20 protein-coding genes are annotated in these 24,335 nt (G+C 71.9%); 18 read left to right on the top strand and 2 right to left on the bottom strand.

Annotation, left to right across the window (positions count from 1 at the left end; translation table 11 throughout):
• The first annotated feature begins 17 nt into the window (after positions 1–17).
• Genes holB through JI742_RS08930 form a run of 3 tightly spaced genes read left to right on the top strand, consistent with a single transcriptional unit; the run spans position 18 to position 2,462 of the window.
• Positions 18–1,187 carry a DNA polymerase III subunit delta' gene (gene holB / locus JI742_RS08940; RefSeq protein WP_201825723.1) on the top strand — a complete coding sequence of 390 codons (1,170 nt, stop codon included), beginning with the start codon at positions 18–20 and terminating at the stop codon, positions 1,185–1,187.
• The gene (locus JI742_RS08935) at positions 1,184–1,627 is read left to right on the top strand and encodes a PilZ domain-containing protein (RefSeq protein WP_201825721.1); all 444 of its coding nucleotides are present in this window, start codon (positions 1,184–1,186) and stop codon (positions 1,625–1,627) included. The genes holB and JI742_RS08935 overlap by 4 nt, the downstream gene beginning before the upstream one ends.
• A 31-nt stretch (positions 1,628–1,658) precedes the next feature.
• A complete protein-coding gene (locus JI742_RS08930; protein ID WP_201825719.1) occupies positions 1,659–2,462 on the top strand; it encodes a TatD family hydrolase in 804 nt (267 codons plus the stop codon).
• 18 nt (positions 2,463–2,480) lie between these two features.
• On the opposite strand, the gene JI742_RS08925 is transcribed toward JI742_RS08930, so the two are convergent.
• A complete protein-coding gene (locus JI742_RS08925) occupies positions 2,481–3,335 on the bottom strand; it encodes a ferritin-like domain-containing protein (protein WP_201825716.1) in 855 nt (284 codons plus the stop codon).
• A 124-nt stretch (positions 3,336–3,459) separates the two neighbouring features.
• On the opposite strand from JI742_RS08925, the gene JI742_RS08920 reads away from it, so the two are divergent.
• The 7 genes from JI742_RS08920 (at position 3,460) to yoaA (ending at position 14,374) form a co-directional block, all read left to right on the top strand.
• Positions 3,460–4,020 (top strand): gamma carbonic anhydrase family protein, encoded by a 561-nt coding sequence (locus JI742_RS08920; RefSeq protein WP_201825714.1) that lies wholly within the window; start codon positions 3,460–3,462, stop codon positions 4,018–4,020.
• 3 nt (positions 4,021–4,023) lie between these two features.
• Positions 4,024–4,992 (top strand): Hsp33 family molecular chaperone HslO, encoded by a 969-nt coding sequence (gene hslO, locus JI742_RS08915; RefSeq protein ID WP_201825712.1) that lies wholly within the window; start codon positions 4,024–4,026, stop codon positions 4,990–4,992.
• Positions 4,993–5,263: 271 nt separating this feature from the next.
• Complete coding sequence (locus JI742_RS08910) at positions 5,264–8,122, top strand: 2-oxoglutarate dehydrogenase E1 component (RefSeq protein ID WP_201825710.1); 2,859 nt, start codon at positions 5,264–5,266, stop codon at positions 8,120–8,122.
• Positions 8,123–8,240: 118 nt separating this feature from the next.
• Complete coding sequence (gene odhB / locus JI742_RS08905; RefSeq protein WP_201825708.1) at positions 8,241–9,515, top strand: 2-oxoglutarate dehydrogenase complex dihydrolipoyllysine-residue succinyltransferase; 1,275 nt, start codon at positions 8,241–8,243, stop codon at positions 9,513–9,515.
• 124 nt (positions 9,516–9,639) lie between these two features.
• On the top strand, positions 9,640–11,070 hold the full coding sequence (lpdA, locus tag JI742_RS08900; protein ID WP_201825706.1) for a dihydrolipoyl dehydrogenase: 1,431 nt from the start codon (positions 9,640–9,642) through the stop codon (positions 11,068–11,070).
• A 117-nt stretch (positions 11,071–11,187) separates the two neighbouring features.
• The gene (zapE, locus tag JI742_RS08895; protein ID WP_201825704.1) at positions 11,188–12,288 is read left to right on the top strand and encodes a cell division protein ZapE; all 1,101 of its coding nucleotides are present in this window, start codon (positions 11,188–11,190) and stop codon (positions 12,286–12,288) included.
• Between the two features lie 37 nt (positions 12,289–12,325).
• The gene (yoaA, locus tag JI742_RS08890; protein WP_201825702.1) at positions 12,326–14,374 is read left to right on the top strand and encodes a DNA repair helicase YoaA; all 2,049 of its coding nucleotides are present in this window, start codon (positions 12,326–12,328) and stop codon (positions 14,372–14,374) included.
• Here yoaA and JI742_RS08885 read toward each other — a convergent pair.
• Positions 14,346–15,182 (bottom strand): outer membrane protein assembly factor BamD, encoded by an 837-nt coding sequence (locus tag JI742_RS08885; protein ID WP_201825700.1) that lies wholly within the window; start codon positions 15,180–15,182, stop codon positions 14,346–14,348. The two genes, yoaA and JI742_RS08885, sit on opposite strands and share 29 nt — an antisense overlap.
• Positions 15,183–15,236: 54 nt before the next feature.
• Between JI742_RS08885 and JI742_RS08880 the strand changes: the two genes are divergently transcribed.
• The 8 genes from JI742_RS08880 (at position 15,237) to ispG (ending at position 24,333) form a co-directional block, all read left to right on the top strand.
• The gene (locus JI742_RS08880) at positions 15,237–16,304 is read left to right on the top strand and encodes an RluA family pseudouridine synthase (RefSeq protein WP_201825698.1); all 1,068 of its coding nucleotides are present in this window, start codon (positions 15,237–15,239) and stop codon (positions 16,302–16,304) included.
• Positions 16,305–16,531: 227 nt separating this feature from the next.
• Entirely contained in the window at positions 16,532–17,353 is an 822-nt protein-coding gene (gene scpB / locus JI742_RS08875; protein WP_201825696.1) for an SMC-Scp complex subunit ScpB, read from the top strand.
• Positions 17,350–19,500, top strand: a complete 2,151-nt coding sequence (locus tag JI742_RS08870; protein WP_236676841.1) for a pseudouridine synthase — start codon at positions 17,350–17,352, stop codon at positions 19,498–19,500. Before scpB ends, JI742_RS08870 begins: the two co-directional genes overlap by 4 nt.
• 98 nt (positions 19,501–19,598) lie before the next feature.
• Complete coding sequence (ndk, locus tag JI742_RS08865) at positions 19,599–20,024, top strand: nucleoside-diphosphate kinase (RefSeq protein WP_182661590.1); 426 nt, start codon at positions 19,599–19,601, stop codon at positions 20,022–20,024.
• Between the two features lie 134 nt (positions 20,025–20,158).
• Complete coding sequence (gene rlmN / locus JI742_RS08860) at positions 20,159–21,328, top strand: dual-specificity RNA methyltransferase RlmN (RefSeq protein ID WP_350309647.1); 1,170 nt, start codon at positions 20,159–20,161, stop codon at positions 21,326–21,328.
• Positions 21,325–22,152 carry a type IV pilus biogenesis/stability protein PilW gene (gene pilW / locus JI742_RS08855; RefSeq protein WP_201825693.1) on the top strand — a complete coding sequence of 276 codons (828 nt, stop codon included), beginning with the start codon at positions 21,325–21,327 and terminating at the stop codon, positions 22,150–22,152. The genes rlmN and pilW overlap by 4 nt, the downstream gene beginning before the upstream one ends.
• Complete coding sequence (locus tag JI742_RS08850; protein WP_201825691.1) at positions 22,145–23,068, top strand: helix-turn-helix domain-containing protein; 924 nt, start codon at positions 22,145–22,147, stop codon at positions 23,066–23,068. The genes pilW and JI742_RS08850 overlap by 8 nt, the downstream gene beginning before the upstream one ends.
• On the top strand, positions 23,065–24,333 hold the full coding sequence (gene ispG, locus JI742_RS08845; RefSeq protein ID WP_201825689.1) for a flavodoxin-dependent (E)-4-hydroxy-3-methylbut-2-enyl-diphosphate synthase: 1,269 nt from the start codon (positions 23,065–23,067) through the stop codon (positions 24,331–24,333). The genes JI742_RS08850 and ispG overlap by 4 nt, the downstream gene beginning before the upstream one ends.
• Positions 24,334–24,335 lie beyond the last annotated feature (2 nt).

The raw sequence follows: 24,335 nt of genomic DNA, 5'->3' as shown, positions 1-24,335 counted from the left end.
GCGCGGCCCGCCCCGGCATGGCCACGGCATCGCGTTCCCCCGCCCGCGCCGCGCGCCCGGCGGCGGCCCGGCCCGAGGCCGCGGCGGCTCCGACCGGCGCGGCGCTGGGCCTGCCCGGTGGGCGCTTGCCGGCCTGGCTGGACGCGGCCTTCGCCCGGGCCCAGGGCCTGGGCGAGCTGCCAGCGCTGCTGATCCACGGCCCGGCCGGCGTCGGAAGTTATGAGCTGGCGGTGGCCCTGGCCGCCGCGGCGCTGTGCGAGACCGCGCCCGGCCCCGCCCGGCCCGCCGGCCGCGCCTGCGGCCATTGCCCCGGCTGCCAGACCCTGCGCGCCGGCACCCATCCCGACCTGCTGCTGCTGCTGCCCGAAGCCCTGCAGGGCGAGCTGGGCTGGGGCAGCGGCGAGGAGGCCGATGCCGCCCCGCCGGCCGAGGACGGCGGCGGCAAGTCCAGCCGCAAGCCCAGCCGCGAGATCCGCGTCGAGGCCCTGCGCCGCGCGGTCGCCTTCGCGCAGCAGACCAGCTCGCGCGGCGGGGCCAAGGTCGTGCTGGTGCATCCGGCCGAACGCATGAATGCGGTGGCGGCCAACACCCTGCTCAAGACGCTGGAGGAGCCACCGCCGCGCTTTCGCTTCCTGCTCAGCAGCGCGGCGCCGCAGCGACTGCTGCCCACCGTGCGCAGCCGCTGCCGCAGCCTGCGCCTTGGCCTGCCGCCCGCCGATCAGGCCCAGGCCTGGCTCGAAACCCAGGGCCAGTCGCCCGAGGCCGCCGGCCTGCTGCTGGCCGCCGCCGGCGGCGCGCCCTTCGAGGCCCTGGGCCGCGCCGGGCAGGGCCTGGATGCGACGCTCTGGCGCGAGCTGCCGGCGGAGGTGCGCGCCGGCCGCAGCGCCCGCCTGGCCGAGCTGCCGCTGCCGCTGCTGATCGATGCCCTGCTCAAGCTCTGCCACGACCGCATGTGCCGCGTGCTGGGCGCCGCCCCGCGCTTCTTCCCGGCCGACAGCCTGGGGCCGGCCGGCGGTTCGCCGCAGGCCCTGCGGGTGCTGAGCGACTGGGCCCGCAGCCTGCGCCGCGAAGCCCGCCAGGCCGAGCACCCCTGGCATGCCGCGCTGGCGCTGGAGGCCCTGCTGGCCGAGGGCCGCCGGGCCCTGGCCGATGCGGCGGCACCACCCCCCCTAAACTCGCGGTCATGAGCGGCGAGCCCCTTCAGCCCCCGGCATCGGACAGCGAGCTGCCGAGCACCCTGCTGTCCGGCCTGGCCCCGCTGCCCGAGGCCCTGACCCTGCACGGCCCGCTGCAGGCCGGCGCGATCCAGCTCGTCTTCCGCGACAAGCCGGCGCTCTATGCGGCCTACCTGCCTTTCCTCAGCGAAGGCGGCATCTTCGTGCCGACCGGCCGGGCGTTGCGCCTGGGCGAGCGCCTGACGCTGATGCTGACCCTGCCCGACGAGGTCCACCCGCGCCGCCTCAGCGGCCCGGTGGCCTGGATCACGCCGCCGCGTGCGCCGGGCGGCCGCACCCAGGGCGTGGGCATCGCCTTCCCGCCCGACGACGAGGGGCGGGCGCTGCGCATCCGCATCGAGGAGATCCTCGGCACCCTGATCGCCTCGTCCAAGCCCACCCAGACGCTCTGAGCCCCCGGGCCGCCCGCGGCGGCTCCGCACGATGTACATCGATTCCCACTGCCACCTGAACTTCCCCGGCCTGCGCGAGCGCCTGCCCGAGGTGCTGGACGCCATGCGCGCCGCCCGCGTCGAGCAGGCCATCTGCATCTGCACCACGCTGGAAGAGGCCGATGCGGTGCAGGCCCTGGCCGCACAGCATCCGCAACTGTTCGCGACCGTCGGCGTGCATCCGGACAACGAGGGCGTGCGCGAGCCCGACCTCGACACCCTGCTGGCTCTGGCCGCGCGGCCGAAGATCGTCGCCATCGGCGAGACCGGCCTGGACTACTACCGCCTCGAAGGCCGCAGCGTGGCCGACATGGCTTGGCAGCGCGAGCGTTTTCGCGTGCACCTGCGCGCCGCGCGCGCCACCGGCCTGCCGGTGGTCGTGCACACCCGCAGCGCCTCGGAGGACACGCTGGCCCTGCTGCGCGAGGAGGCTGCCGCGCCCGGCGCGCATCCGCTGCGCGGCGTCTTCCACTGCTTCACCGAAAGCCAGGCCGTGGCCGAGGCCGCGCTGAAGCTGGGCTTCTACATCAGCTTGTCCGGCATCCTGACCTTCAAGAATGCCCGGGAGCTGCGCGAGGTGGCCGCCGCGCTGCCGCTGGAGCGCCTGCTGATCGAGACCGACAGCCCCTACCTCGCCCCCGTGCCCTACCGTGGCAAGACCAACGAGCCGGCCTATGTGCCGCATGTGGCCGCGCAGATCGCCCAGCTCAAGGGCCTGTCGGTCGAGGCCGTGGCCGAGGCCAGCCGGGACAACACCCGCGCGCTCTTCGGCCTGCCGGAGGCGGTGGCGGCCTGAGCCTGCCGGGCGGCGGTCTCAGCCGGCCGCTGCGGCGGGGTCGGGCCCGTCGCTTGCGGCCAGGGCGTCCAGTTCCTCGGCGCTGAAGCCGGCGGCGCTGCGGGCATCGAAGTTGAAGGGCCCGCGCAGCCGCGGGGCCTTGTAGCGGGCGACCAGCTCCGGGTAGGCGGCCACCGGGTCCAGGCCCTGCAGCGCGCAGAGGTGGCGGTACCAGCGGTTGCCGACGGCGACATGGCCGATCTCGTCGCGCAGGATCACGTCGAGGATGGCCACCGCCCGGGCGTCGCCGGCGCGGGCCAGCTTGGCTTGCAGCGGCGGGGTCGCGTCCAGGCCGCGGGCCTCCAGCGTGCGCGGCACCAGGGCCATGCGGGCGAGCGGGTCGTGGGCGGTGGCGGCGGTCATGCGCCACAGCCCGTCATGGGCATCGAAGTCGCCGTAGGCCGTGCCCAGATCGGCCAGGTGCTCGACCAGCAGGCTGAAGTGCAGGGCCTCCTCGCCGGCCACCCGCAGCCAGTCGCGGTAGTAGTCCGGCGGCAGCCCCGGAAAGCGCCAGGCGGCGTCCAGGGCCAGGTTGATGGCATTGAATTCGATGTGGGCAATGGCATGCAGCAGCGCCGCACGGCCGGCCGGCGTGGCGAGCGAGCGCTGCGGCACCTGCTTGGGCGGCACCAGGCGCGGCCGCTCGGGCTGGCCCGGACGCTCGGCGGGGGCGGGCAGGGGCCGATGCGGGTCGAGCGGCAGCCGGCCGGCGGCGGACGCCGCGGCGAGCGCGCGGGCCAGGGCGGCCTTGCGGGCCGGGTCGGGTTCGGCCCACGCGTGGCGGGCCGCCTGGCGCAGCTCATCGGGCGGCGGGGCCGGGAGATGGGACGGCATGGGCAGGGGCGGGGCAGGCAAGGCGGGCAGGGGCAGGCCGGGATGGCGGGGGGCGGCTGCGAGGGGCCTCTCTAGAATCCGGGGCTTTGCGCGGCAGCACGCCGCGCGCGGAGATTGTGCGGCGATGGCCTTGTACCGATTCGAGGGGCGGGCGCCCCAGGTTCACCCCGAGGCCTATGTGGCCGAGCGTGCCGAGCTGATCGGCGCGGTCACGGTCGGCGCGGGCGGCAGCGTCTGGTCGGGCGTGGTGGCGCGGGGCGACAACGAGCCCATCACCATCGGCGCGGGCAGCAATGTGCAGGAAGGCGTGGTGCTGCACACCGACCTCGGCCACCCCCTGGTGATCGAGGACGGCGTGACCATCGGCCACCAGGCCATGCTGCACGGCTGCCGCATCGGCGCCGGGGCGCTGGTCGGCATCCAGGCGGTGGTGCTGAACGGCGCGGTGATCGGGCCGCGCTGCCTCGTCGGCGCGGGCGCGCTGGTCACCGAAGGCAAGGTCTTCGAGGCCGGGCAGCTCATCCTCGGCTCGCCGGCCAAGGCCGTGCGGCCTTTGACCGAGGCCGAGCAGGCCGGCATCGCGCGTTCGGCCGCGTCCTATGTGGACCGGGGTCGCCGCTTCCGCGAAGGCCTGCAGCGCATCGACACGCCGGCGGCCGGCGACGACGGCTTCAAGCCCGCCTGAACCATGAGCGAACTGCACAAATTCATCTTCGAGGGCCTGCCGGTGCGCGGCATGCTGGTGCGCCTGACCGAGGGCTGGCAGGCTCTGCAGGCCGTGCGCGCCTCGGCCGGTGGCTGGCCGGCGCCGCTGACCGGCCTGGTCGGCGAGCTGGCCGCAGCCGGCGTGCTGATGCAGGCCAACCTGAAGTTCAACGGCGCGCTGGTCGTGCAGATCCATGGCGACGGGCCGGTCAAGCTGGCCGTGGTCGAGGTGCAGCCCGAGCTGAAATTCCGCGCCACCGCCACCCTGAACGGCGAGCTGCCGCCCGACGCCGGCTTGCCGGCCATGGTCAATGCCCGGGGCAAGGGCCGCTGCGCGATCACCCTGGACCCGGCCGACCGACTGCCCGGCCAGCAGCCCTACCAGGGCGTGGTGCCGCTGCACGGCGACCGCGGCGAGCCGCTGCACCGGCTCAGCGAGGTGCTGGAGCACTACATGCTCCAGTCCGAGCAGCTCGACACCAAGCTGATCCTGGCCGCCAACGGCGAGCTGGCCGCGGGCCTGCTGATCCAGCGCCTGCCGGTGCAAGGCGAGGGCAATCTGGAGCGCGCGGCCCGCGAGGACGAGATCGGCCTGAGCGAGGCCTACACCCGCATCGCCCACCTGGCCTCGACGCTGACGCCCGAGGAACTGCTGACCCTGGACGCCGAGACCGTGCTGCGCCGCCTGTTCTGGGAGGAAGACCTGCGCCGCTTCGAGCCCCTGGTCGGCGAGCAGGCGCCGCGCTTTGCCTGCCGCTGCTCGCGCGAGCGGGTTGGCGCCATGCTGCGCAGCCTGGGCCGCGAGGAAATGGACGATCTCATCGCCGAGCGCGGCGAGGCCGAGGTGGGCTGCGAGTTCTGCGGCGCGGCCTACCGCTTCGACGCGGTCGACGTGGGCGAGCTTTTCGTGCCGGTGCGCGACCAGCCGCCGGTCAGCGGCCGGCCCCAGTGAGGCGGAAAAGACACGGCGGGCCGGCTTGACAGCCGTCCAGCCTCGGGTTTCCCAGAATCGACGGACCGTTCGACCGCAGCAAGTCGAAATGATCGCGTCAGGGGCGGGTGCTACATTGATTTGGTGATTCGAGGGTCCTTCCCGTCCCCTTGCGGGCTTTCCAGCGAGAAAGCCGAAGGCGGGTCGCAATCCGCCAAGCGGTCAAGCCGTGTCGCGGAAGGTTTTCCAACCAGCCAGAGTGCCGGAAGCCGGCGCGAAAGGTGAGCGAAAGATGATGCAGCACTACAGGTCCAACTCGTACCTGTTCGGGGGCAATGCGCCCTACGTGGAGGAGCTCTACGAGGCCTACCTCCTGAATCCGGGCTCGGTGCCCGACAACTGGCGTAGCTACTTCGACGCGCTGCAGAACGTGCCGGCGGTCGATGGCAGCGAGAGCCGCGACGTGGCCCATGCGCCCGTCATCGAATCCTTCGCACAGCGGGCCAAGGCCAATGCCTTCGCCGTCAAGGCCAGCGCCGCCGAACTGGCGGTCGCCCGCAAGCAGGTCCATGTCCAGTCGCTGATCGCTGCCTACCGCACGCTGGGCGCGCGCTGGGCCGACCTCGACCCGCTCAAGCGCCAGGAAAGGCCGAAGATTCCCGAGCTGGAGCCGGCCTTCTACGACCTGAGCGAGTCCGACATGGACATCACGTTCAGCGCCACCAACACCTATTTCACCAAGGCCGAGCAGCAGACCCTGCGCGAGATCCTGCAGGCCCTGCGCGAAACCTATTGCGGCTCCATCGGGGCCGAGTTCATGCATGTCACCGAGCCGGCCGAAAAGCGCTGGTGGCAGGAAAAGCTCGAAAGCATCCGCAGCAAGCCCGCCTTCGTGGCCGAGCAGAAAGTCCATGTGCTCAACCGCCTGACGGCGGCCGAAGGCCTGGAGCGCTACCTGCACACCAAGTACGTCGGCCAGAAGCGCTTCTCGCTGGAAGGCGGCGAGAGCTTCATCGCCGCGATGGACGAGCTGGTCAACCGCGCTGGCGAAGTCGGCGTGCAGGAGATCGTCATCGGCATGGCCCACCGCGGCCGGCTGAATGTGCTGGTCAACACCCTGGGCAAGATGCCCAAGGACCTGTTCGCCGAGTTCGACCACACCGCGCCCGAGGAGCTGACCGCCGGCGACGTGAAGTACCACCAGGGCTTCTCGTCCGACGTCACCACCCGCGGCGGCCCGGTGCACCTGAGCCTGGCCTTCAACCCCTCGCACCTGGAGATCGTCAATCCGGTCGTCGAAGGCTCGGTCAAGGCCCGCCTGGACCGCCGCGGCGACCAGGAAGGCGACACCGTGCTGCCGGTGCTGGTGCATGGCGATGCGGCCTTCGCCGGCCAGGGCGTGGTGATGGAGACGCTGGCGCTGGCGCAGACCCGCGGCTACTACACCGGCGGCACCGTCCACCTGGTCATCAACAACCAGATCGGCTTCACCACCTCCGACCCGCGCGACAGCCGCTCGACCCTGTACTGCACCGACGTCGTCAAGATGATCGAGGCCCCGGTGCTGCACGTGAACGGCGACGACCCGGAAGCCGTCGTGCTGGCCACGCAGCTCGCGCTGGACTACCGCCAGCAATTCAACAAGGACGTCGTCGTCGACATCGTCTGTTTCCGCAAGCTGGGCCACAACGAACAGGACACGCCCAGCCTGACGCAGCCGCTGATGTACAAGAAGATCGCGGCCCATCCCGGCACCCGCAAGCTCTATGCGGAGAAGCTGGTCACCCAGGGTGTGATCCCGGCCAGCGCGCCCGACGAGATGGTCAAGGCCTTCCGCGCCGCGATGGACGAGGGCAAGCACACCATCGACCCGGTGCTGACCAACTTCAAGAGCAAGTACGCGGTCGACTGGTCGCCCTTCCTCGGCAAGAAGTGGACGGATGCGGCCGACACCGCCATCCCCGTCACCGAGTTCCGTCGCCTGGCCGAGCGCATCACCACCGTGCCCGCGGGCTTCAAGGTGCATCCCCTGGTCGAGAAGGTGCTGGCCGACCGCGCCGCCATGGGCCGCGGCGAGATCAATGTCGACTGGGGCATGGGCGAGCACATGGCCTTCGCCTCGCTGGTGGCCTCGGGCTACCCGGTGCGCCTCTCGGGCGAGGACTGCGGCCGCGGCACCTTCACCCACCGCCATGCGGTGCTGCACGACCAGAACCGCGAGAAGTGGGACACCGGCACCTACATCCCGCTGCAGAACGTGGCCGACGGCCAGGCCCCCTACACGGTGATCGACTCCATCCTGTCGGAGGAGGCGGTGCTGGGCTTCGAGTACGGCTACGCCGCGGCCGAGCCCAACACCCTGGTGATCTGGGAGGCGCAGTTCGGTGACTTCGTCAACGGCGCGCAGGTCGTGATCGACCAGTTCATTGCCTCCGGCGAGGTGAAGTGGGGCCGCTCCAACGGCCTGACCCTGATGCTGCCGCACGGCTACGAAGGGCAGGGCCCCGAGCACAGCTCGGCGCGCATCGAGCGCTTCCTCCAGCTCTCGGCCGACACCAACATGCAGGTGGTGCAGCCGACCACCGCCAGCCAGATCTTCCATGTGCTGCGCCGGCAGATGGTGCGGCCCTTCCGCAAGCCGCTGATCCTCTTCACGCCCAAGTCCCTGCTGCGCAACAAGGACGCGACCTCGCCGCTGGTCGAGTTCACCAAGGGCGATTTCAAGACCGTCATCGGCGAGCTGGACGCGACGATCGACGCGGCCAAGGTCAAGCGGGTCATCGCCTGCTCGGGCAAGGTCTATTACGACCTGGTCAAGAAGCGGGCCGAGAAGAAGGTGCACGACGTTGCCATCCTGCGCGTCGAGCAGCTCTATCCCTTCCCGCACAAGGCCTTTGCCGCCGAGCTTAAGAAGTACCCCAACGCGACCGAGATCACCTGGTGCCAGGACGAGCCGCAGAACCAGGGCGCCTGGTTCTTCGTGCAGCACTACATCCACGAGAACATGCTCGAAGGCCAGCGCCTGGGCTATGCCGGCAGGCCCTTCTCGGCCTCGCCGGCGGTGGGTTATGCCCACCTGCACCAGGAGCAGCAGAAGGCGCTGCTCGACCAGGCCTTCGGCAAGCTCAAGGGCTTCGTCCTCACGAAATAAGGCCACCCCGAAGCGCCTTCGGCGCTCCCCTCAAGGGGCGCCGCCGACGGACCGGCGAAGCCGGATCCGTGGCGGCCGCTGGATGGTCCTGCACACCACATCTGTCTAAGAAGTCACCATGCCCATCATCGACGTGAAGGTTCCGCAACTGTCGGAATCCGTGGCCGAGGCCACCCTGCTGCAATGGAAGAAGAAGCCCGGCGAGGCTGTGGCCATCGACGAGATCCTGATCGAGATCGAGACCGACAAGGTCGTGCTTGAAGTGCCGGCTCCGGCTGCCGGCGTGATGGCCCAGATCCTCAAGGGCGATGGCGATCTGTGCGTGAGCGACGAGGTCATCGCCCGCATCGACACCGACGGCCAGACCGCGGTCAGCCCGCTGGAGGTCAGGCCCGTGGTCGCGACGGCGACGGCCGCCGCGCCTGCCGCCGTCGCCGCCACGGGGGGCAGCAAGTCGGACGTGTATTCGCCGGCCGCTGCCAAGATCGCCGCCGACGCCGGTGTCTCCGGCGTGGCCGGCACCGGCAAGGATGGCCGCGTGACCAAGGGCGATGTGCTCGTCGCCGTGGCCGCAGCCGCCAGCGCCCCGGCCGCCCGGCCGGCCGTCGCCGTGCCCGCGCCCAGCGTGCCGGCCAGTCCGGCGGTGGCCCGGCCGCTGCCGGCGGTCGAGGTGTCCGCGCCCAAGCTCTCGGACCGTCCGGAGCAGCGCGTGCCCATGTCGCGCCTGCGGGCCCGCGTGGCCGAGCGCCTGCTGCAATCGCAAGCCACCAACGCCATCCTCACCACCTTCAACGAGGTCAACATGGCCCCGGTGATGGAGATGCGCAAGCGCTTCCAGGACAAGTTCGAGAAGGAGCACGGCGTCAAGATCGGCTTCATGTCCTTCTTCGTGAAGGCGGCCGTTCACGCTCTGAAGAAGTACCCCATCCTGAATGCCTCGGTCGACGGCAACGACATCGTTTACCACGGCTACTTCGACATCGGCATCGCGGTCGGCTCGCCGCGCGGCCTGGTGGTGCCCATCATCCGCAATGCGGACCAGATGAGCTTTGCCGACATCGAGAAGACCATCGCCGGCTTCGGCCAGAAGGCCAAGGACGGCAAGCTCTCGCTGGAAGAGCTGTCGGGCGGCACCTTCTCGATCAGCAACGGCGGCACCTTCGGTTCGATGCTTTCGACGCCGATCATCAACCCGCCGCAGTCGGCCATCCTGGGCGTGCACGCCACCAAGGACCGTGCGGTGGTCGAGAACGGCCAGGTCGTGGTCCGGCCGATCAACTACCTCGCCATGTCCTACGACCACCGCATCATCGACGGCCGCGAGGCCGTGCTGGGCCTGGTCGCGATGAAGGAAGCGCTGGAAGACCCGGCGCGCCTGCTGTTCGACATTTGACCCACCCCCGCAGCGGCTTCGCCGCTCCCCCGCCAGGGGGCGCCGCTGGCGGACCGGCCCCGCCGGATCCGCGGCGGCCGCTGGGCCCACCCCCGGGCCCCGTCAGCTCATCAAGGATTCAGGCATGGCATCCCCCCATTTCGACGTGATCGTCATCGGCGCCGGCCCCGGCGGCTACATCGCCGCCATCCGCGCCGCCCAGCTCGGCTTCAAGGTCGCCTGCATCGACGCCTGGGCCAATGCCCAGGGCGGCCCGGCGCCGGGCGGCACCTGCACCAATGTCGGCTGCATCCCCAGCAAGGCGCTGTTGCAGTCCAGCGAGCACTACGAGCACGCCGGCAAGCACTTCGCCGCGCACGGCATCGGCGTGTCCGGCCTGACGCTGGACGTGGCCAAGATGCTCGGCCGCAAGGACACCGTCGTGAAGCAGAACAACGACGGCATCCTCTACCTGTTCAAGAAGAACAAGGTCGAGTTCTTCCACGGCACCGGCCGCTTCGTGAAGGCGGTCGAGACCGGCTACGAGATCGCGGTGGACGGCCCCGGCGCCACCACGTTGACGGGCGAGCACATCGTCGTGGCCACCGGCTCCAGCGCCCGCGCGCTGCCGGGGGCGGACTTCGACGAGGAACGCATCCTCAGCAACGACGGCGCGCTGCGCCTGGGCGCCGTGCCGGCCACGCTGGGCGTGATCGGCTCGGGCGTGATCGGCCTGGAGATGGGTTCGGTCTGGCGCCGACTCGGTGCCAAGGTCACGGTGCTGGAAGGCCTGCCGACCTTCCTCGGCGCGGTCGACGAGACCATCGCCAAGGAAGCGCACAAGGCCTTCACACGCCAGGGCCTGAAGATCAACCTGGGCGTGAAGATCAGCAGCGTCACGAAGGGCGAAGCCGGCGTCACCGTGGCCTACACCGATGCCAAGGGCGCCGAGCAGGTGCTGGAGGTCGATCGCCTGATCGTCTCCATCGGCCGCGTGCCGCACACCGCCGGCCTGGCGCCGGAGGCCGTGGGCTTGCAGCTCGACGAGCGCGGCGCCATCGTGGTCGATGCCGACTGCAAGACCAACCTGCCCAAGGTCTGGGCGGTCGGCGATGTGGTGCGCGGCCCCATGCTCGCCCACAAGGCCGAGGAAGAGGGCGTGGCGGTGGCCGAGCGCATCGCCGGCCAGCACGGCCATGTCGACTTCAACCTCATCCCCTGGGTGATCTACACCGCGCCCGAGATCGCCTGGGTCGGCCAGACCGAGCAGCAGCTCAAGGCCAGCGGCCGTGCCTACAAGGCCGGCAGCTTCCCCTTCATCGCCAACGGCCGTGCCCGCGCCCTGGGCGACACGACCGGCATGGTCAAGATGCTGGCCGATGCGACGACCGACGAGCTGCTGGGCGTGCACATCGTCGGCCCGGTGGCCAGCGAGCTGATCGCCGAGGCCTGCGTGGCCATGGCCTTCAAGGCCAGCAGCGAGGACCTCGCCCGCATCTGCCATGCCCATCCCTCGCTGAGCGAGGCGGTCAAGGAAGCGGCGCTGGCGGTGGACGGCCGCACGCTGAACTTCTGATCATGCGCCGCCACGGCCCGGCCGTCCGGGCGGGCGGCTGCCACCGTACCTGGCGCAGGTCACCCAGGGCCGATCCCGAGGGCGCGGCGGCCTCCGCTTGAACGAAGATCTCTGTCCATGCCCTCCGTCACCGAGCTCTTCCACCAGACCCTGGCCGATCGCGGCTACAGCGCCGACACCGCCCAGGCCGCCGCCGTGGCCGAGCTGCAACGCTGCGAGGACGAATGGCGGGCCTACCTGGCCCGGCGTGGCAACGCCGTCACCAAGATGCTGGTGCGGCCGGCCCTGCCCAAGGGCGTCTACATGTTCGGCGGGGTGGGGCGCGGCAAGAGCTTCCTGATGGACAGCTTCTTCCAGGCCGTGCCGCTGCGCCGCAAGACGCGGCTGCACTTCCACGAGTTCATGCGCGAGGTGCACCGCGAGCTGCAAGAGCTCAAGGGCCGCGCCGATCCGCTGGATGAACTGGCCCGGCGCATCTCGCGCAAGCACCGGCTGATTTGCTTCGACGAGTTCCACGTCGCCGACGTGACCGACGCGATGATCCTGCACCGCCTGCTGGACGCCATGTTCCGCAACCGGGTGGCCATCGTCACAACCAGCAACTTCCACCCCGACGGGCTCTACCCCAACGGCCTGCACCGCGACCGCATCCTGCCGGCCATCGAGCTGCTCAAGACGCATCTGGTGATCAAGCAGGTCGACGCGGGCATCGATTACCGCCGCCGCACGCTGGAGCAGGTCGCGCTCTACCACTGCCCGGCGGGTGCCGAGGCCGAGGCCGGGCTCGCCGAGACCTTCAGCAAGCTGGCCGAGTGCGCCGACGAGGCGCCCCTGCTGAACATCGAGCACCGCGAACTGCGCGCCCGGCGCCGGGCGGGCGGCGTGGTCTGGTTCGACTTCGCGCAGCTCTGTGGCGGCCCGCGCTCGCAGAACGATTACCTGGAAATCGCGAGCCAGTTCCACACCCTGCTGCTGTCCAACGTGCCGCAGATGCCGCCCAAGCTGGCGTCCGAGGCGCGCCGCTTCACTTGGCTGATCGACGTGCTCTACGACCGGCGGGTCAAGCTGGCGATCTCGGCGGCGGTGCCGCCCGAGCAGCTCTACACCGAGGGGCCGCTCGCGCATGAGTTTCCGCGCACGGTCTCGCGGCTCAACGAGATGCAGAGCGCTGAATTCCTGGCCCTGCCGCACCGCAGCGTCGACACCCGGCTGACCTGAGGCCGGCGGGGCCGGCTCCTATACCGGCCCGGACCCGATGGATGCCGACCGCCCCGACCCCGCCGAGCGCGACGCGCTGCCCTGGCCCGACGCGGCGCCGCCCGAGGACCTGGCCCGGGCCGTGGCCCGCTGCTTCGGCCCCGAGGGGCCGCTGGCCGCGCAGGATCCGTCCTACCTCGAACGTGCCGGCCAGCAGCAGATGGCGGCGGCCGTCGCCGAGGCCATCGTCGACCAGGCGGTGCTCGTCGTCGAGGCCGGCACCGGCATCGGCAAGACCTTCGCCTACCTGGTGCCGGCCCTGCTCTCGGGCCGTCGCACCCTGGTCAGCACGGCCACCAAGAGCCTGCAGGACCAGCTCTACCGCCGCGACCTGCCGGCCCTGCGCGACACCCTGGGCCTGCCCTTGCGCACCGCGCTGCTCAAGGGCCGCGGCAGCTACCTCTGCCAGCACCGCCTGATCCTGGCCCGTGGCGAGGACAGCACGGCCGATGCCGCCACCCAGCGCGCGCTGGCCCGTATCGAGACCTGGGCCCAGGGCACGCCCAATGGCGACCTGGCCGGCCTGCCAGGCCTGGACGAGCGCTCGCCGCTGCTGCCGCTGATCACCTCCACCCGCGAGAACTGCCTGGGCAGCGACTGCCCGCAGTTCCGCGAATGCCATGTGATGCAGGCCCGGCGCGAGGCCATGGCGGCCGACCTGGTCGTCGTCAACCACCACCTCTTCTTCGCCGACCTGAGCCTGCGCGACACCGGCATGGCCGAGCTGCTGCCCAGCGTCGAGCTGGCCATCTTCGACGAGGCCCACCAACTGGCCGAGGCCGGCGTCGGCTTCCTGGGCCGCAACCTTGGCAGCGCGCAGGCCCTGGACCTCGCCCGCGACCTGCTGGCCGCCGGCCTGCGCGAGGCCCGCGGCCTGCAGCCCTGGTCCGAACTGGCGGGCCGGCTGGACCGCGCCGCCCGCGACTTGCGCCTGGCCGCCGCCGGCCCGCTGGCCCATCGCCCGCCGCGCGGCGGCAGCCTGAAGCTGCGCTGGGAGGACCGGGCCGAGGCGCCGGACTTCGCCGAGGGCCTGGCCGCGCTCGCCGCGGCGGCCGAGGCGGTGCAGGCCGCGCTCGATACCGTCAGCGAGCTGGCACCCGATTTCCCCAAGCTCGCCGACCGCGCCCAGGCCCTGCGCCAGGCGGCCCGGGCCTTCGGCCAGCCGGCCGAGCCGGGCCGGGTGCGCTGGATCGAGCTGGGCAGCCTGGCGATGCGGCTGGTCGACAGCCCGCTCGATGTGCGCGAGGCCATGCAGGGCCAGCTCGATGCGGCACCGCGGGCCTGGGTCTTCACCTCGGCCACGCTGGGCGCGGACGCGCGCTTGCAGTGGTTCACCGAACGCACCGGCCTGGACGACCGGGCCCGCACGCTCAAGCTCGACAGCCCCTTTGACTATCCGCGACAGGCCCGGCTGCATGTGCCGGCGCGCTTCCCGCGGCCGAACAGCCCCGAGCATCCGGCCGCCGTCGCGGCCCTGGCCGCCCGCTGCGCGCTGCGCCTGGGCGGCCGCACCTTCGTGCTGACGACGACGCTGCGGGCCTTGCAGCGCATTGCCGAGGATCTGGAAGCCCCGCTGGCCGAGGCCGGCATCGCCCTGCTGGTGCAGGGCCGGCTGCCGAAGCGGCAGTTGCTGGAGCGCTTCGTGGCCGGCGAGCCGGCGCTGCTGGTGGGCTCGGCCAGCTTCTGGGAGGGCATCGACGTGCCGGGCGAGGCCCTGCAATGCGTGCTGATCGACAAGCTGCCCTTCCCGCCGCCGAGCGACCCGCTGGTCGAGGCGCGCAGCCGGCAACTGGAGGCCGAGGGCCGCAGTCCCTTCAACGATTACTTCGTGGCCGAGGCTGCGGTGGCGCTGAAACAGGGCGCCGGGCGCCTGATCCGCCGCGAGAGCGACTGCGGCCTGCTGGTGGTGGCCGATCCGCGCCTGGCGGCGCCGGGTTATGGCCGGCAGCTTCTCGCTGCCTTGCCGCCCATGCCGCGCCTTGACGATCTGGACGAGGCGCTGGACTGGCTGGCCGAACTCACCAGACCTGCCACCAGGGCTTCTTGACCTTGGGGGCCGCGTTCAGGCCATCGCGCAGGTAGGCACTGTCCGGGAAGTTCTTGACCAGCACGCGCTGGGCGTCGTCGCGCAGCTCGGGCAGCTTCAGCTCGTCGTAGCCGCGGACCATGATGAACAGCGCCTCCTCGACGGCCGGCGCATTGCGGAATTCCTGTACCGCCTGCTGCGCACGGTTCACCGCGGCCACCCAGGCGCCGCGGCGTGCGTAGTAGCGCGCCACATGCACCTCGTACTGCGCCAGGGTGTTGAGGATGTAGTTCATCCGCAGGCCGGCATCCGGCGCGTAGCGCGAATTCGGGAAGAGGGTGACGACCTGGCGGTAGCTCTGGTAGGCATCGCGCGAGGCCTGCTGGTCGCGCTCGGAAAGATCCTGCCGGGCGAAGCTGCCGAGCAGGCCGAGCCGCTCGTTGAAATTGACCTGCCCCTGCAGGTAGTAGGCGTAGTCCAGCGCCGGGCTGCTAGGGTTCAGGCTGATGAAGCGCTCCAGCGTGGCCAGGGCCTCGGGCTTGAGGCCGTTCTTCCACTGCGCATAGGCCAGGTCGAGCTGGGCCTGCTGCGCAAGCTGGGTGCCGGCGGCGCGGGCTTCCAGGCGGGTGTAGAGCTGGATCGCGCGTTCCCAGTTGGCCGAGGCGGATTCGTCGCGGGCCTCTTCATACAATCGCGTCACATCCCACTTCTCGACGTCATTGCCCAGGCCGGGCTTGGACGCACAGGCTGCCAGCAGGACCACGGCGGCAGCCATCAGGGAGGCGCGGCCGAGGCGGCCGGCGCGGGGCGGTTGGCGGTGCAGGTTCATCGCGTGGGACTTCGGCGCCAGCCCGCAGGGGGTGAGGCGCCCAACGAAGGACAAATGATCGAAGAGTATAGGGGTGCCCCCCTGGCCGATCCGCGCTGCGCCGAGGTGCCGGAGGGGGGGGCCGACGAGGCCGATGCCGAGGGTCCGGACGAGGCCCCGGCCGAGCTGCGCAGCGGCCAGGTCGCGCCCGCCGAGCATGGCGAGCGGCTGGACCGCTGGCTTGCGCGGCTCGCGCCCGAGTTCTCGCGCAGCCATGTGCAGACCCTGATCGCGCAGGGCGAGGCGACGGTCGACGGCCGGCCCGTCAGCACGCCGTCCAAGCGCCTGCTGGCCGGCCAGCAACTGCGGCTGCGCCTGGTGCCGACGCCGCAGAGCCAGGCCTTCCGGCCCGAGGCCATGCCGCTGACCATCGTCCACGAGGACGAGGCGCTGATGGTGCTCGACAAGCCGGTCGGCATGGTCGTGCATCCGGCGGCCGGGCACTGGTCCGGCACGCTGCTCAACGGCCTGCTGGCCCACCATGCCGGCGCAGCGGCGCTGCCGCGGGCCGGCATCGTCCACCGGCTCGACAAGGACACCAGCGGCCTGATGGTCGTCGCCAAGACCCTGGCGGCGCAGACCGCGCTGGTGCGTGCCATTGCCGCCCGCGAGGTGCACCGCGAATACCTGGCCCTGGCCCACGGCCTGCTGCCACCCGCCGGCACCATTGACGCGCCGATCGGCCGCGACCCGGCCTCGCGCGTGCGCATGGCCGTGCTCGCCAGCGGCAAGCCGGCCCGCACCGACATCGAGCGCCTCGGCGAGGCCCCCGCGGCCGGGCCGCGCGGCATCAGCCTGCTGCGCTGCGTGCTGCACAGCGGTCGCACGCACCAGATCCGCGTCCACCTGGCCCACCGCGGCCATCCGCTGCTGGCCGATGCCGTCTACGGCGGCGCGCCGGCCGCCGGCCTGCTGCGCCAGGCCCTGCATGCACGGGTGCTGAGCCTGGTGCATCCGGTCAGCGGCAAGCGCCTGCGCTGCGTGGCGCCGCCGCCGGCCGATCTGCTGGCCGCGCTGGCGGATCTCGACCTGCACGCGGCCCTGCCGGCCGAGGCGCCGGGCGTGCACTGGACCGCCTCGTGAACGCCTCCCGCAGGCGGCCGCCAGGGCATGCAGGGGCGTCCCGTACACTACGCCCCTGAGAGGCGGTGTGAATCCGCCGGCATGACAGGCCGCAGCCTTCCTTCGCGGCCCCCGTCCTGCCTCCCGGAATGGCGCGCCCTTGATCGGCGGATTCCGGTTCCGTCGGGCCCCTGCGGCCCGCACCCTGTCCGACCTCCGGCTGCCTGGCAGCCCCGAAGCTGCGATCGATGAACATTCAGGATGCCAAGCGCGTCCTCGAAGCCGCCTTGCTCTGTGCGCGCGAGCCTTTGCCGCTGCGCGAGCTGAAGCTGCTTTTCGACGACCCGGTCGACGCGGTGACGCTGCGTCCGGTGCTGGACGCCCTCGCCGAGGACTGGGCCGACCGCGGCCTGGAACTGGTCGAACTGGCCAGCGGCTGGCGTTTCCAGAGCCGGCCGGCGATGCGCCTGCACCTTGATCGCCTGAACCCCGAGAAGCCGCCGCGCTACACCCGTGCCACGCTCGAAACCCTGGCCATCATTGCCTACCGCCAGCCGGTCACCCGCGGCGACATCGAGGACATCCGCGGCGTGACCGTCGGCGCCCCGATGATCAAGCAGCTCGAGGACCGCGGCTGGATCGAGGTGATCGGCCATCGCGAGGCGCCGGGCCGGCCCGCGCTGTTCGCGACGACCCGCGGTTTCCTCGACGACCTCGGCCTGGCCTCGCTGGCCGAGCTGCCGCCGCTCGACGGCAGCGGCCTGGGCGGCGATCCGAATGCCGGCCAGACCCTTTCCCTGCTTCCCCCGGACCCGGTGCTGCCTGAAGGCGCCGGGCCGGAATTGCGGCCCACCCCCGGGGTGGAGGACCGCCAAGACGATCCGGCCGAGCCGGCGGATCGCGCCACGGCGCCGAACCTGGCCCGCCCCGACGGGGCGGACGAGGTGGTGGCCCCAAGCCCGGACGACGCCGTGACGGCGGACGTCCTTCCTGTCGCCGCACCGGCCGCCTCCCAGGCCCCGGATGCCGAAGTTGCGGCCGACCCTCGTCCTCCTACCGAGACGACATGAGCATGAACGAACAGCCCGACGCGCCGGACCTTTCCCCGCCGGCCGACACCGCCGGGCCCGCGGCCCCCGCCCGTCGGCGCCGCAGCGCCGCCGCCCGCCCTGCGGCGGATACCGCCCCGGCCCCCGAGGTTGCTGCGGACGCCGTGGCCGCAAGCCCCGCGCCGCGGCGCCGCAGCCGGGCGGCCGCCCCCGTGGCTGCGGAAGCAGTCGCCGACGCCCTCCCGGCCGAGCCGACCCCGTCTCCGGTGCAGGATGCTGCGGCCCCTGAAGTCGCCGGAGTCGCCGAAGTTGCCGAACCCAAGGCCCCGCACCGCCGCAGCCCGCGCAAGCCGGCCGCGGCCGCCGTGGCGCAGACCGATCCCGAGATCGCGGCCGAGTCCGATCCCGACGCACCGCCCGCACTGCGCGCCGAGGCCGGCTGGCCCGCCGAATCTCCGGCGGCATCCGCCGCGCCGCAAGCCGACGCGACCGACACGGCCGACACCGCATCCGCCCCTGCGGACGAGGATGCTGCCCCCGACGCCGGCAGCGCCCCGCGCCCCGGCCGGCCCACGGCCGTGCCGCCGCCGGTCGAAAGCCTGGTCGCTGCCCGCGCGCTCTTCGATGCGCTGATCACCGGCCACTACGACCCCGAGGCCGAAACCGCCGCCCAGGCCGCCGCGGCCGGCGACAGCCCGGACGATGCGGGCGACGATGAAGGCCCGGCCGACGCCGGCAAGCGCGTGCTCGAAGCCGAGCCCGATGCGCCCAAGCTGCACAAGGTGCTGGCCCAGTCGGGCGTGGGCTCGCGCCGCGACATGGAGCAGCTCATCGCCGACGGCCAGGTCACGGTCAATGGCGAGGTCGCCCACCTCGGCATGCGCGTCGTCATCGGCGACCGCGTCGAGGTCAAGGGCAAGCCGGTGCGCCTGCGCATCCACCCGCCGACCGCCCGCGTGCTGGCCTATCACAAGCCCACCGGCGAGGTCGTCACGCACAGCGATCCCGAAGGCCGCCCCACCGTCTTCCGCCACTTGCCGCGCCTGCCGCAGGGCAAGTGGCTGTCGGTCGGCCGGCTCGACATCAACACCGAAGGCCTGCTGCTCTTCACCAACTCGGGCGACCTGGCCAACCGGCTGATGCACCCGCGCTTCGGTGTCGAGCGCGAATACGCGGTCCGCGTGCTCGGCCAGCTCGGCGAGCTGCAGCGCGCGCAACTGCTGGCCGGCGTGGCCATCGACGGCCAGACGGCGGCCTTCCGCAGCATCGACAACGGCGGCGGCGAAGGCGCGAACCACTGGTACCGCGTCGTCATCTCCGAAGGTCGCAACCGCGAGGTGCGCAAGCTCTTCGAATCGGTCGGCCTGGTCGTCAGCCGCCTGATCCGCATCCGCTACGGAAGCGTCGTGCTGCCGCGCGGCCTCAAGCGCGGCGTCTGGGTCGAGCTGGACGAGCCCGACCTCAAGGTCATCCGCCAGCTTGCCGGCCTGCATGACGGCCCGCGTCCGCAGCCCGCCGTCAAGACCGGCAAGGCCGCGCGCGGTCCGAAGCCGATGCAGAACGGCCCGCGTCCGCAGCCCGGCGAGCAGCAGGCCCGCGGCCCGGCCGGCGGCGGCAAGCCGGGCAAGCCCGGCGGCAACAAGTTCGGCCCGGGCGGCAAGGGCCCGCGTCCGGCCGGCGGCCCGCAGGGCGGTGCCGCGCGCCCGCCGCGGCCCGAGCGTCCGCCGCGCGAGGTGCTGCGCGATGCCGACGGCGAGGCCCTGTTCGAGGATGTGGGCCGCATCCCGAACCCGCTGGAGCAGACCTTCGACCGCCGCTTCGCCAAGGGCGGCCCGCGCCGCCCGGCGCAGGGCTTCGGCGGCGCCCAGCGCATCGACGACGACTACGTTCCCGGCGGCGCGATCCCCAACCCGCTGGAACAGACCTTCGACCGCCGCTTCGTCAAGGGCTCGCAGCGCATCGTCGCCGGCTTCGGCCGGCCCGACAGCGGCGAGCAGGGCGGTGCGGCCGGCGGCCCCAAGGGGCCCAAGGGCGGTCCCAAGCAACCCGATCCCATGCAGACCTCGGTGGGCTACATCGGCGCCGACGCCTACTTCAACAAGGGCGGCAAGAAGGGCGGCGGGGGCGGGGGCGGCGGCAACTGGGGCGGCAAGCGCCGCGGTCGCTGAAGCTCGTCTTGCCTTGCGATCCCGGGGCGACGTGAACAATGTCGCCTTGCCCACCTACAATCATGGGCTTTGCCCAAACCAGCTTTTTCGGAGTTTCCATGGCGATTGAACGCACCCTCTCGATCATCAAGCCCGACGCCGTCGCGAAGAACGTGATCGGCCAGATCTACAGCCGCTTCGAAGGCGCCGGCCTGAAGATCGCCGCAGCGAAGTTCGTGCACCTCTCGCGCGCCGAAGCCGAGCAGTTCTATGCCGTGCACAAGGCCCGTCCCTTCTTCAAGGACCTGGTCGACTTCATGATCTCCGGCCCGGTCATGATCCAGGTGCTGGAAGGCGAAGGCGCGATCGCCAAGAACCGCGAGCTGATGGGCGCCACCGACCCGAAGAAGGCCGAGAAGGGCACCATCCGCGCCGACTTCGCCGATTCGATCGACGCCAATGCCGTGCACGGCTCGGATGCCCCCGAGACCGCCGCCGCCGAAGTGGCCTTCTTCTTCCCGGGCCTGAACGTCTACAGCCGCTGAGCGGCGAGAGGCAGGCCGGGGCCGGCGGTGTCGCACCGCCATCCCGGCCTCTGCCGCCGGCCCCGCCGCGTGCTTGCCGCATGCCGCGGGGCCTTTATGCTTGAAGCCCGGCCCGAGGCCCTGTGCCCGCAGACGTGATCAACCTCCTCGACTTCGACCTCGACCGCCTGGCCACGCACTGCGAAGGCCTGGGCGAGAAGCGCTTCCGTGCGACCCAGCTCTTCCGCTGGATCCACCAGAAGGGCGCGCGCGATTTCGACGCGATGAGCGACCTGGCCAAGTCCCTGCGCGGCAAGCTGGCCGGCGTGGCGGAGATCCGCCCGCTGCCCATCCTGAGCGAGCATGTCTCGGCCGACGGCACGGTGAAATGGCTGTTCGACGTCGGCCAGGGCGATGCGGTGGAGACCGTGTTCATTCCCGAGGACGACCGCGGCACGCTCTGCGTGTCCTCGCAGGCCGGCTGCGCGGTCGGCTGCCGTTTCTGCTCGACCGGCCACCAGGGCTTCAGCCGCAATCTGGAAACCGGCGAGATCCTGGCCCAGCTCTGGCATGCCGAGCATGCGTTGCGCGCGCGCTTCGGGTCGGCCGCGCGCGGCGGCTCGACCAGCGACCAGCGCGTCATCAGCAATGTCGTGATGATGGGCATGGGCGAGCCGCTGCAGAACTTCCATGCCCTGGTGCCGGCGCTCAAGGTGATGCTGGAGGACCACGGCTACGGCCTGTCGCGGCGCCGGGTCACGGTCAGCACCTCGGGCGTGGTGCCCATGATCGACCGCCTGCGCGAGGCCGCGCCGGTGGCCCTGGCCGTGTCGCTGCATGCGCCCGACGACGCGCTGCGCGACGACCTGGTGCCGATCAACCGCAAGTACCCGCTGGCCGAGCTGCTGGCCGCCTGCCAGCGCTACCTGGAGAAGGCGCCGCGCGACTTCGTCACCTTCGAGTACTGCATGCTCGATGGCGTGAACGACAGCTCGGCCCAGGCCCGCGCCCTGCTGCGCCTGGTCGGCGAGCACGGTCCGGTGGGCCGCGTGCCCTGCAAGTTCAACCTGATTCCCTTCAATCCCTTCCCGGCTTCGGGCCTGCGGCGATCCTCGGCCGTGAATGTCGAGGTCTTCGCGCAGATCCTGGCCGAGGGCGGCATCGTCACCACGGTGCGCAAGACGCGCGGCGACGATATCGACGCCGCCTGCGGCCAACTTGCCGGCGAGGTGCAGGACCGCACCCGCGCTGCCGAGCGCCTGGCCCAGCGCCGCGAGAGCGGGTCCCTGGGCGGCATTCCCGTCGTGACGGAGACGCGGCGATGAGCGCGCGCCTTGCCGCGCCGCGCCTGACGCTGGCGTTCGCCCTGGCCCTTGTGCTGGCCCTGGTGAGCGGCTGCGCCACGGCCCCGGACGAGCCGGCGGCCGGCCCGGCGGTGTCGCCGGATCCGGTCACGGCCTCCGACGAGACCGAGCTGCAACGCCGGGCCCGCCTGCGCCTGGAACTGGCCAGCGCCTATTTCGCCGAGGGCCAGTACGCGACGGCGCTCGACGAGGTCAAGCAGGCCCTGGTCTCGCAGCCCGATTCGGTGCCGGCCTTCAACCTGCGCGGCCTCATCCACGCCGCTCTGGGGGATGCCACCCGCGCCACCGAGAGCTTCGAGCGCGCCCTGGCCCTGGACCCGCGCGATGCCGACAGCCTGCACAACTACGGCTACTTCCGCTGCCAGCGCGGCCAGCGGGCCGAAGCCGATGCGCTGTTCGAGCGCGCTCTTGCGCTGCCGGCCTACCGCCAGCCGGCCCGGACGCTGATGGTGCAAGGCATCTGCGCCCGCCAGGCCGGCGACCTGCCGCGGGCCCAGGCCCTGCTTCAGCGGGCCTTCGACCTGGATGCCGGCCAGCCGATTGCCGCGATGAACCTGGCCGAGGTGCTGCTGCGCCTGGGCCAGGCCGAGCGTGCGCGCTTCTATGTCAAGCGGGTCAACGACCGGGCCGAGCTGCGCAATGCCGAGTCGCTCTGGCTGCAGGCCCGCATCGAACACCGACTGGGGCACATGGCCGAGGTGGCCGCCCTGGGCCAACAATTGCGCAGCCGCCACCCCGAGGCGCGCGAGACCGCAGCTTTCGAACGGGGTGCTTTCGATGAATGAGCAAGACGATTTCGCGCCGGTCCCGGCGCCCCCGGCCCGGCCGCACACGGCCGGCGGCATCCTGCGCGCCGAGCGCGAGCGTCAGGACCTGACGCTGGAGACCCTGGCGGCCACGCTCAAGGTCCAGGTCAGCAAGCTGGAGTCGCTGGAGGCCGACCGCATCGAAGGCCTGCTCGACCTCACTTTCGCCCGCGCCCTGGCCCAGAGCCTGTGCCGGGTGCTCAAGATCGATCCGCGCCCGGTGCTGGCCCTGCTGCCGCAGCCGGAGCAGCCGGTCATCGAGCCCCTGGGCCAGTCCGGCTTGAACCAGCCCTTCCGCGACAAGGACCCGCGCGGCAGCGGCCTGGGCCTGTCGCTGCGCGTCCTGGCGCAACCCATGGTGCTGCTGGCCCTGCTGCTGCTGCTGGGCGCGGCCGGGGTGATCTTCTGGCCCGATGCGCCCGAGGCCGCCGAGTCGGCTGCGGTGGCCGAGGGCCTGAGCGCGCCCGATGCCACGGCCAGCCTGCCCCTAGGGCCGGGGGTGACGGCGGAAAGCCTGACGGCGGTGGCTGCGGCTTCTGCGGTGCCGGCCACCGTCTCCGCGGATCCGGCGGCTGCACCGGCCGCGGCTGCGGCACCCGCTGCGGCCGCCACGCTGGCGGCGGCTGAGCCGGCGGCTTCGGCTGCGGCCGCCCCGTCGACCGGCCCGCTGGCCCTGCAGGCTGTGGAGGCGTCGTGGGTCGAGGTGCGGGAGGCCGGCGGCAAGGTGCTGATCTCGCGCACCCTGGAAGCCGGCGAGTCCTTGCGCCTGGACGGCGCGCTGCCGCTGAGCCTGACCGTGGGCAATGTCAGCGGCACCCAGGTCAGCTTCCGCGGCGTGGCCGTGGATCTCGCGCCGCTCAACCGCGGCAATGTCGCCCGACTGGAGCTGCCATGAGTCTTGCCGATGCCAACGCCCCGATCACCATCGCCCGCCCGGCCGCCCGCCGCAGCCTGCAGGCGCGGGTGGTGTGGGGCTCGCAGGTCGTCACCGTGGGCGGCGACGCGCCGGTGCGCGTGCAGTCGATGACCAACACCGACACCGAGGATGCGATCGGCACCGCCATCCAGGTCAAGGAGCTGGCCCAGGCCGGCAGCGAGCTGGTGCGCATCACCGTCAACACGCCCGAGGCCGCCAAGGCGGTGCCGCATGTGCGCGAGCAGCTTGACCGCATGGGCATCAGCGTGCCGCTGGTGGGCGACTTCCACTACAACGGCCACCGCCTGCTGAGCGAGTTCCCGGACTGCGCCGCCGCGCTGAGCAAGTACCGCATCAACCCCGGCAATGTCGGCAAGGGCGACAAGAAGGACCGCCAGTTCGCGATGATGATCGAGGCGGCCCTCAAGCATGACCGCCCGGTCCGCATCGGCGTGAACTGGGGCAGCCTGGACCAGGACCTGCTCGCCCGCCTGATGGACGACAACGCCGCGCGCGCCACGCCCTGGGCTGCGCAGCAGGTGATGTACCAGGCGCTGATCCAGTCGGCGCTCGATTCCGCGGCGCTGGCCGTCGAGCTGGGCATGAGCCCGGCGCAGGTGCTGCTGTCCTGCAAGGTCAGCGGGGTGCAGGACCTGGTCAGCGTCTACCGCGCGCTCGCTGCGCGCTGCAAGCATCCCCTGCACCTGGGCCTGACCGAGGCCGGCATGGGCACCAAGGGCACGGTGGCCTCGACCGCGGCGCTGAGCCTGCTGCTGCAGGAAGGCATCGGCGACACCATCCGCGTCAGCCTGACGCCACAGCCCGGCGAATCGCGCACGCAGGAGGTGGTGATCGCCACCGAGATCCTCCAGTCCCTGGGCCTGCGCGCCTTCAACCCCAGCGTGACCGCCTGCCCCGGCTGCGGCCGCACGACCAGCACCACCTTCCAGGAGCTGGCCAAGCAGATCGACGACTTCCTGCGTGCGCAGATGCCGGTCTGGAAGGCCAAGTACCCGGGCGTCGAGTCCATGAAGGTCGCGGTGATGGGCTGCATCGTCAACGGCCCGGGCGAGAGCAAGCATGCCGACATCGGCATCAGCCTGCCGGGCACCGGCGAGGCGCCGGCGGCGCCGGTCTTCATCGACGGCGAGAAGGCCCTGACCCTGCGTGGCGAGGGCATCGCGACCGAGTTCCAGCAGCTCGTCGAGACCTACATCGAGCGACGCTACGGCCAGCCGGCCTGAGC

It is taken from the genome of Piscinibacter lacus (assembly GCF_016735685.1).
GTDB lineage: Bacteria > Pseudomonadota > Gammaproteobacteria > Burkholderiales > Burkholderiaceae_C > Aquariibacter > Aquariibacter lacus.
Note: the sequence above shows the minus strand (reverse complement) of the source record. Positions and strands in the feature narration are given on the sequence as shown.

What these genes read in the sequence shown, in the direction of transcription:
- ndk (WP_182661590.1), top strand. Translation starts at nt 19,599, where the DNA reads ATGGCGATTGAACGCACCCTCTCGATCATCAAGCCCGACGCCGTCGCG.
- zapE (WP_201825704.1), top strand. Translation starts at nt 11,188, where the DNA reads ATGCCCTCCGTCACCGAGCTCTTCCACCAGACCCTGGCCGATCGCGGC.
- ispG (WP_201825689.1), top strand. Translation starts at nt 23,065, where the DNA reads ATGAGTCTTGCCGATGCCAACGCCCCGATCACCATCGCCCGCCCGGCC.
- JI742_RS08930 (WP_201825719.1), top strand. Translation starts at nt 1,659, where the DNA reads ATGTACATCGATTCCCACTGCCACCTGAACTTCCCCGGCCTGCGCGAG.
- odhB (WP_201825708.1), top strand. Translation starts at nt 8,241, where the DNA reads ATGCCCATCATCGACGTGAAGGTTCCGCAACTGTCGGAATCCGTGGCC.
- JI742_RS08870 (WP_236676841.1), top strand. Translation starts at nt 17,350, where the DNA reads ATGAGCATGAACGAACAGCCCGACGCGCCGGACCTTTCCCCGCCGGCC.
- JI742_RS08920 (WP_201825714.1), top strand. Translation starts at nt 3,460, where the DNA reads ATGGCCTTGTACCGATTCGAGGGGCGGGCGCCCCAGGTTCACCCCGAG.
- lpdA (WP_201825706.1), top strand. Translation starts at nt 9,640, where the DNA reads ATGGCATCCCCCCATTTCGACGTGATCGTCATCGGCGCCGGCCCCGGC.
- JI742_RS08910 (WP_201825710.1), top strand. Translation starts at nt 5,264, where the DNA reads ATGATGCAGCACTACAGGTCCAACTCGTACCTGTTCGGGGGCAATGCG.
- JI742_RS08880 (WP_201825698.1), top strand. Translation starts at nt 15,237, where the DNA reads ATGATCGAAGAGTATAGGGGTGCCCCCCTGGCCGATCCGCGCTGCGCC.
- JI742_RS08925 (WP_201825716.1), bottom strand. Translation starts at nt 3,335, where the DNA reads ATGCCGTCCCATCTCCCGGCCCCGCCGCCCGATGAGCTGCGCCAGGCG.
- yoaA (WP_201825702.1), top strand. Translation starts at nt 12,326, where the DNA reads ATGGATGCCGACCGCCCCGACCCCGCCGAGCGCGACGCGCTGCCCTGG.
- JI742_RS08885 (WP_201825700.1), bottom strand. Translation starts at nt 15,182, where the DNA reads ATGAACCTGCACCGCCAACCGCCCCGCGCCGGCCGCCTCGGCCGCGCC.
- JI742_RS08935 (WP_201825721.1), top strand. Translation starts at nt 1,184, where the DNA reads ATGAGCGGCGAGCCCCTTCAGCCCCCGGCATCGGACAGCGAGCTGCCG.
- holB (WP_201825723.1), top strand. Translation starts at nt 18, where the DNA reads ATGGCCACGGCATCGCGTTCCCCCGCCCGCGCCGCGCGCCCGGCGGCG.
- hslO (WP_201825712.1), top strand. Translation starts at nt 4,024, where the DNA reads ATGAGCGAACTGCACAAATTCATCTTCGAGGGCCTGCCGGTGCGCGGC.
- pilW (WP_201825693.1), top strand. Translation starts at nt 21,325, where the DNA reads ATGAGCGCGCGCCTTGCCGCGCCGCGCCTGACGCTGGCGTTCGCCCTG.
- JI742_RS08850 (WP_201825691.1), top strand. Translation starts at nt 22,145, where the DNA reads ATGAATGAGCAAGACGATTTCGCGCCGGTCCCGGCGCCCCCGGCCCGG.
- scpB (WP_201825696.1), top strand. Translation starts at nt 16,532, where the DNA reads ATGAACATTCAGGATGCCAAGCGCGTCCTCGAAGCCGCCTTGCTCTGT.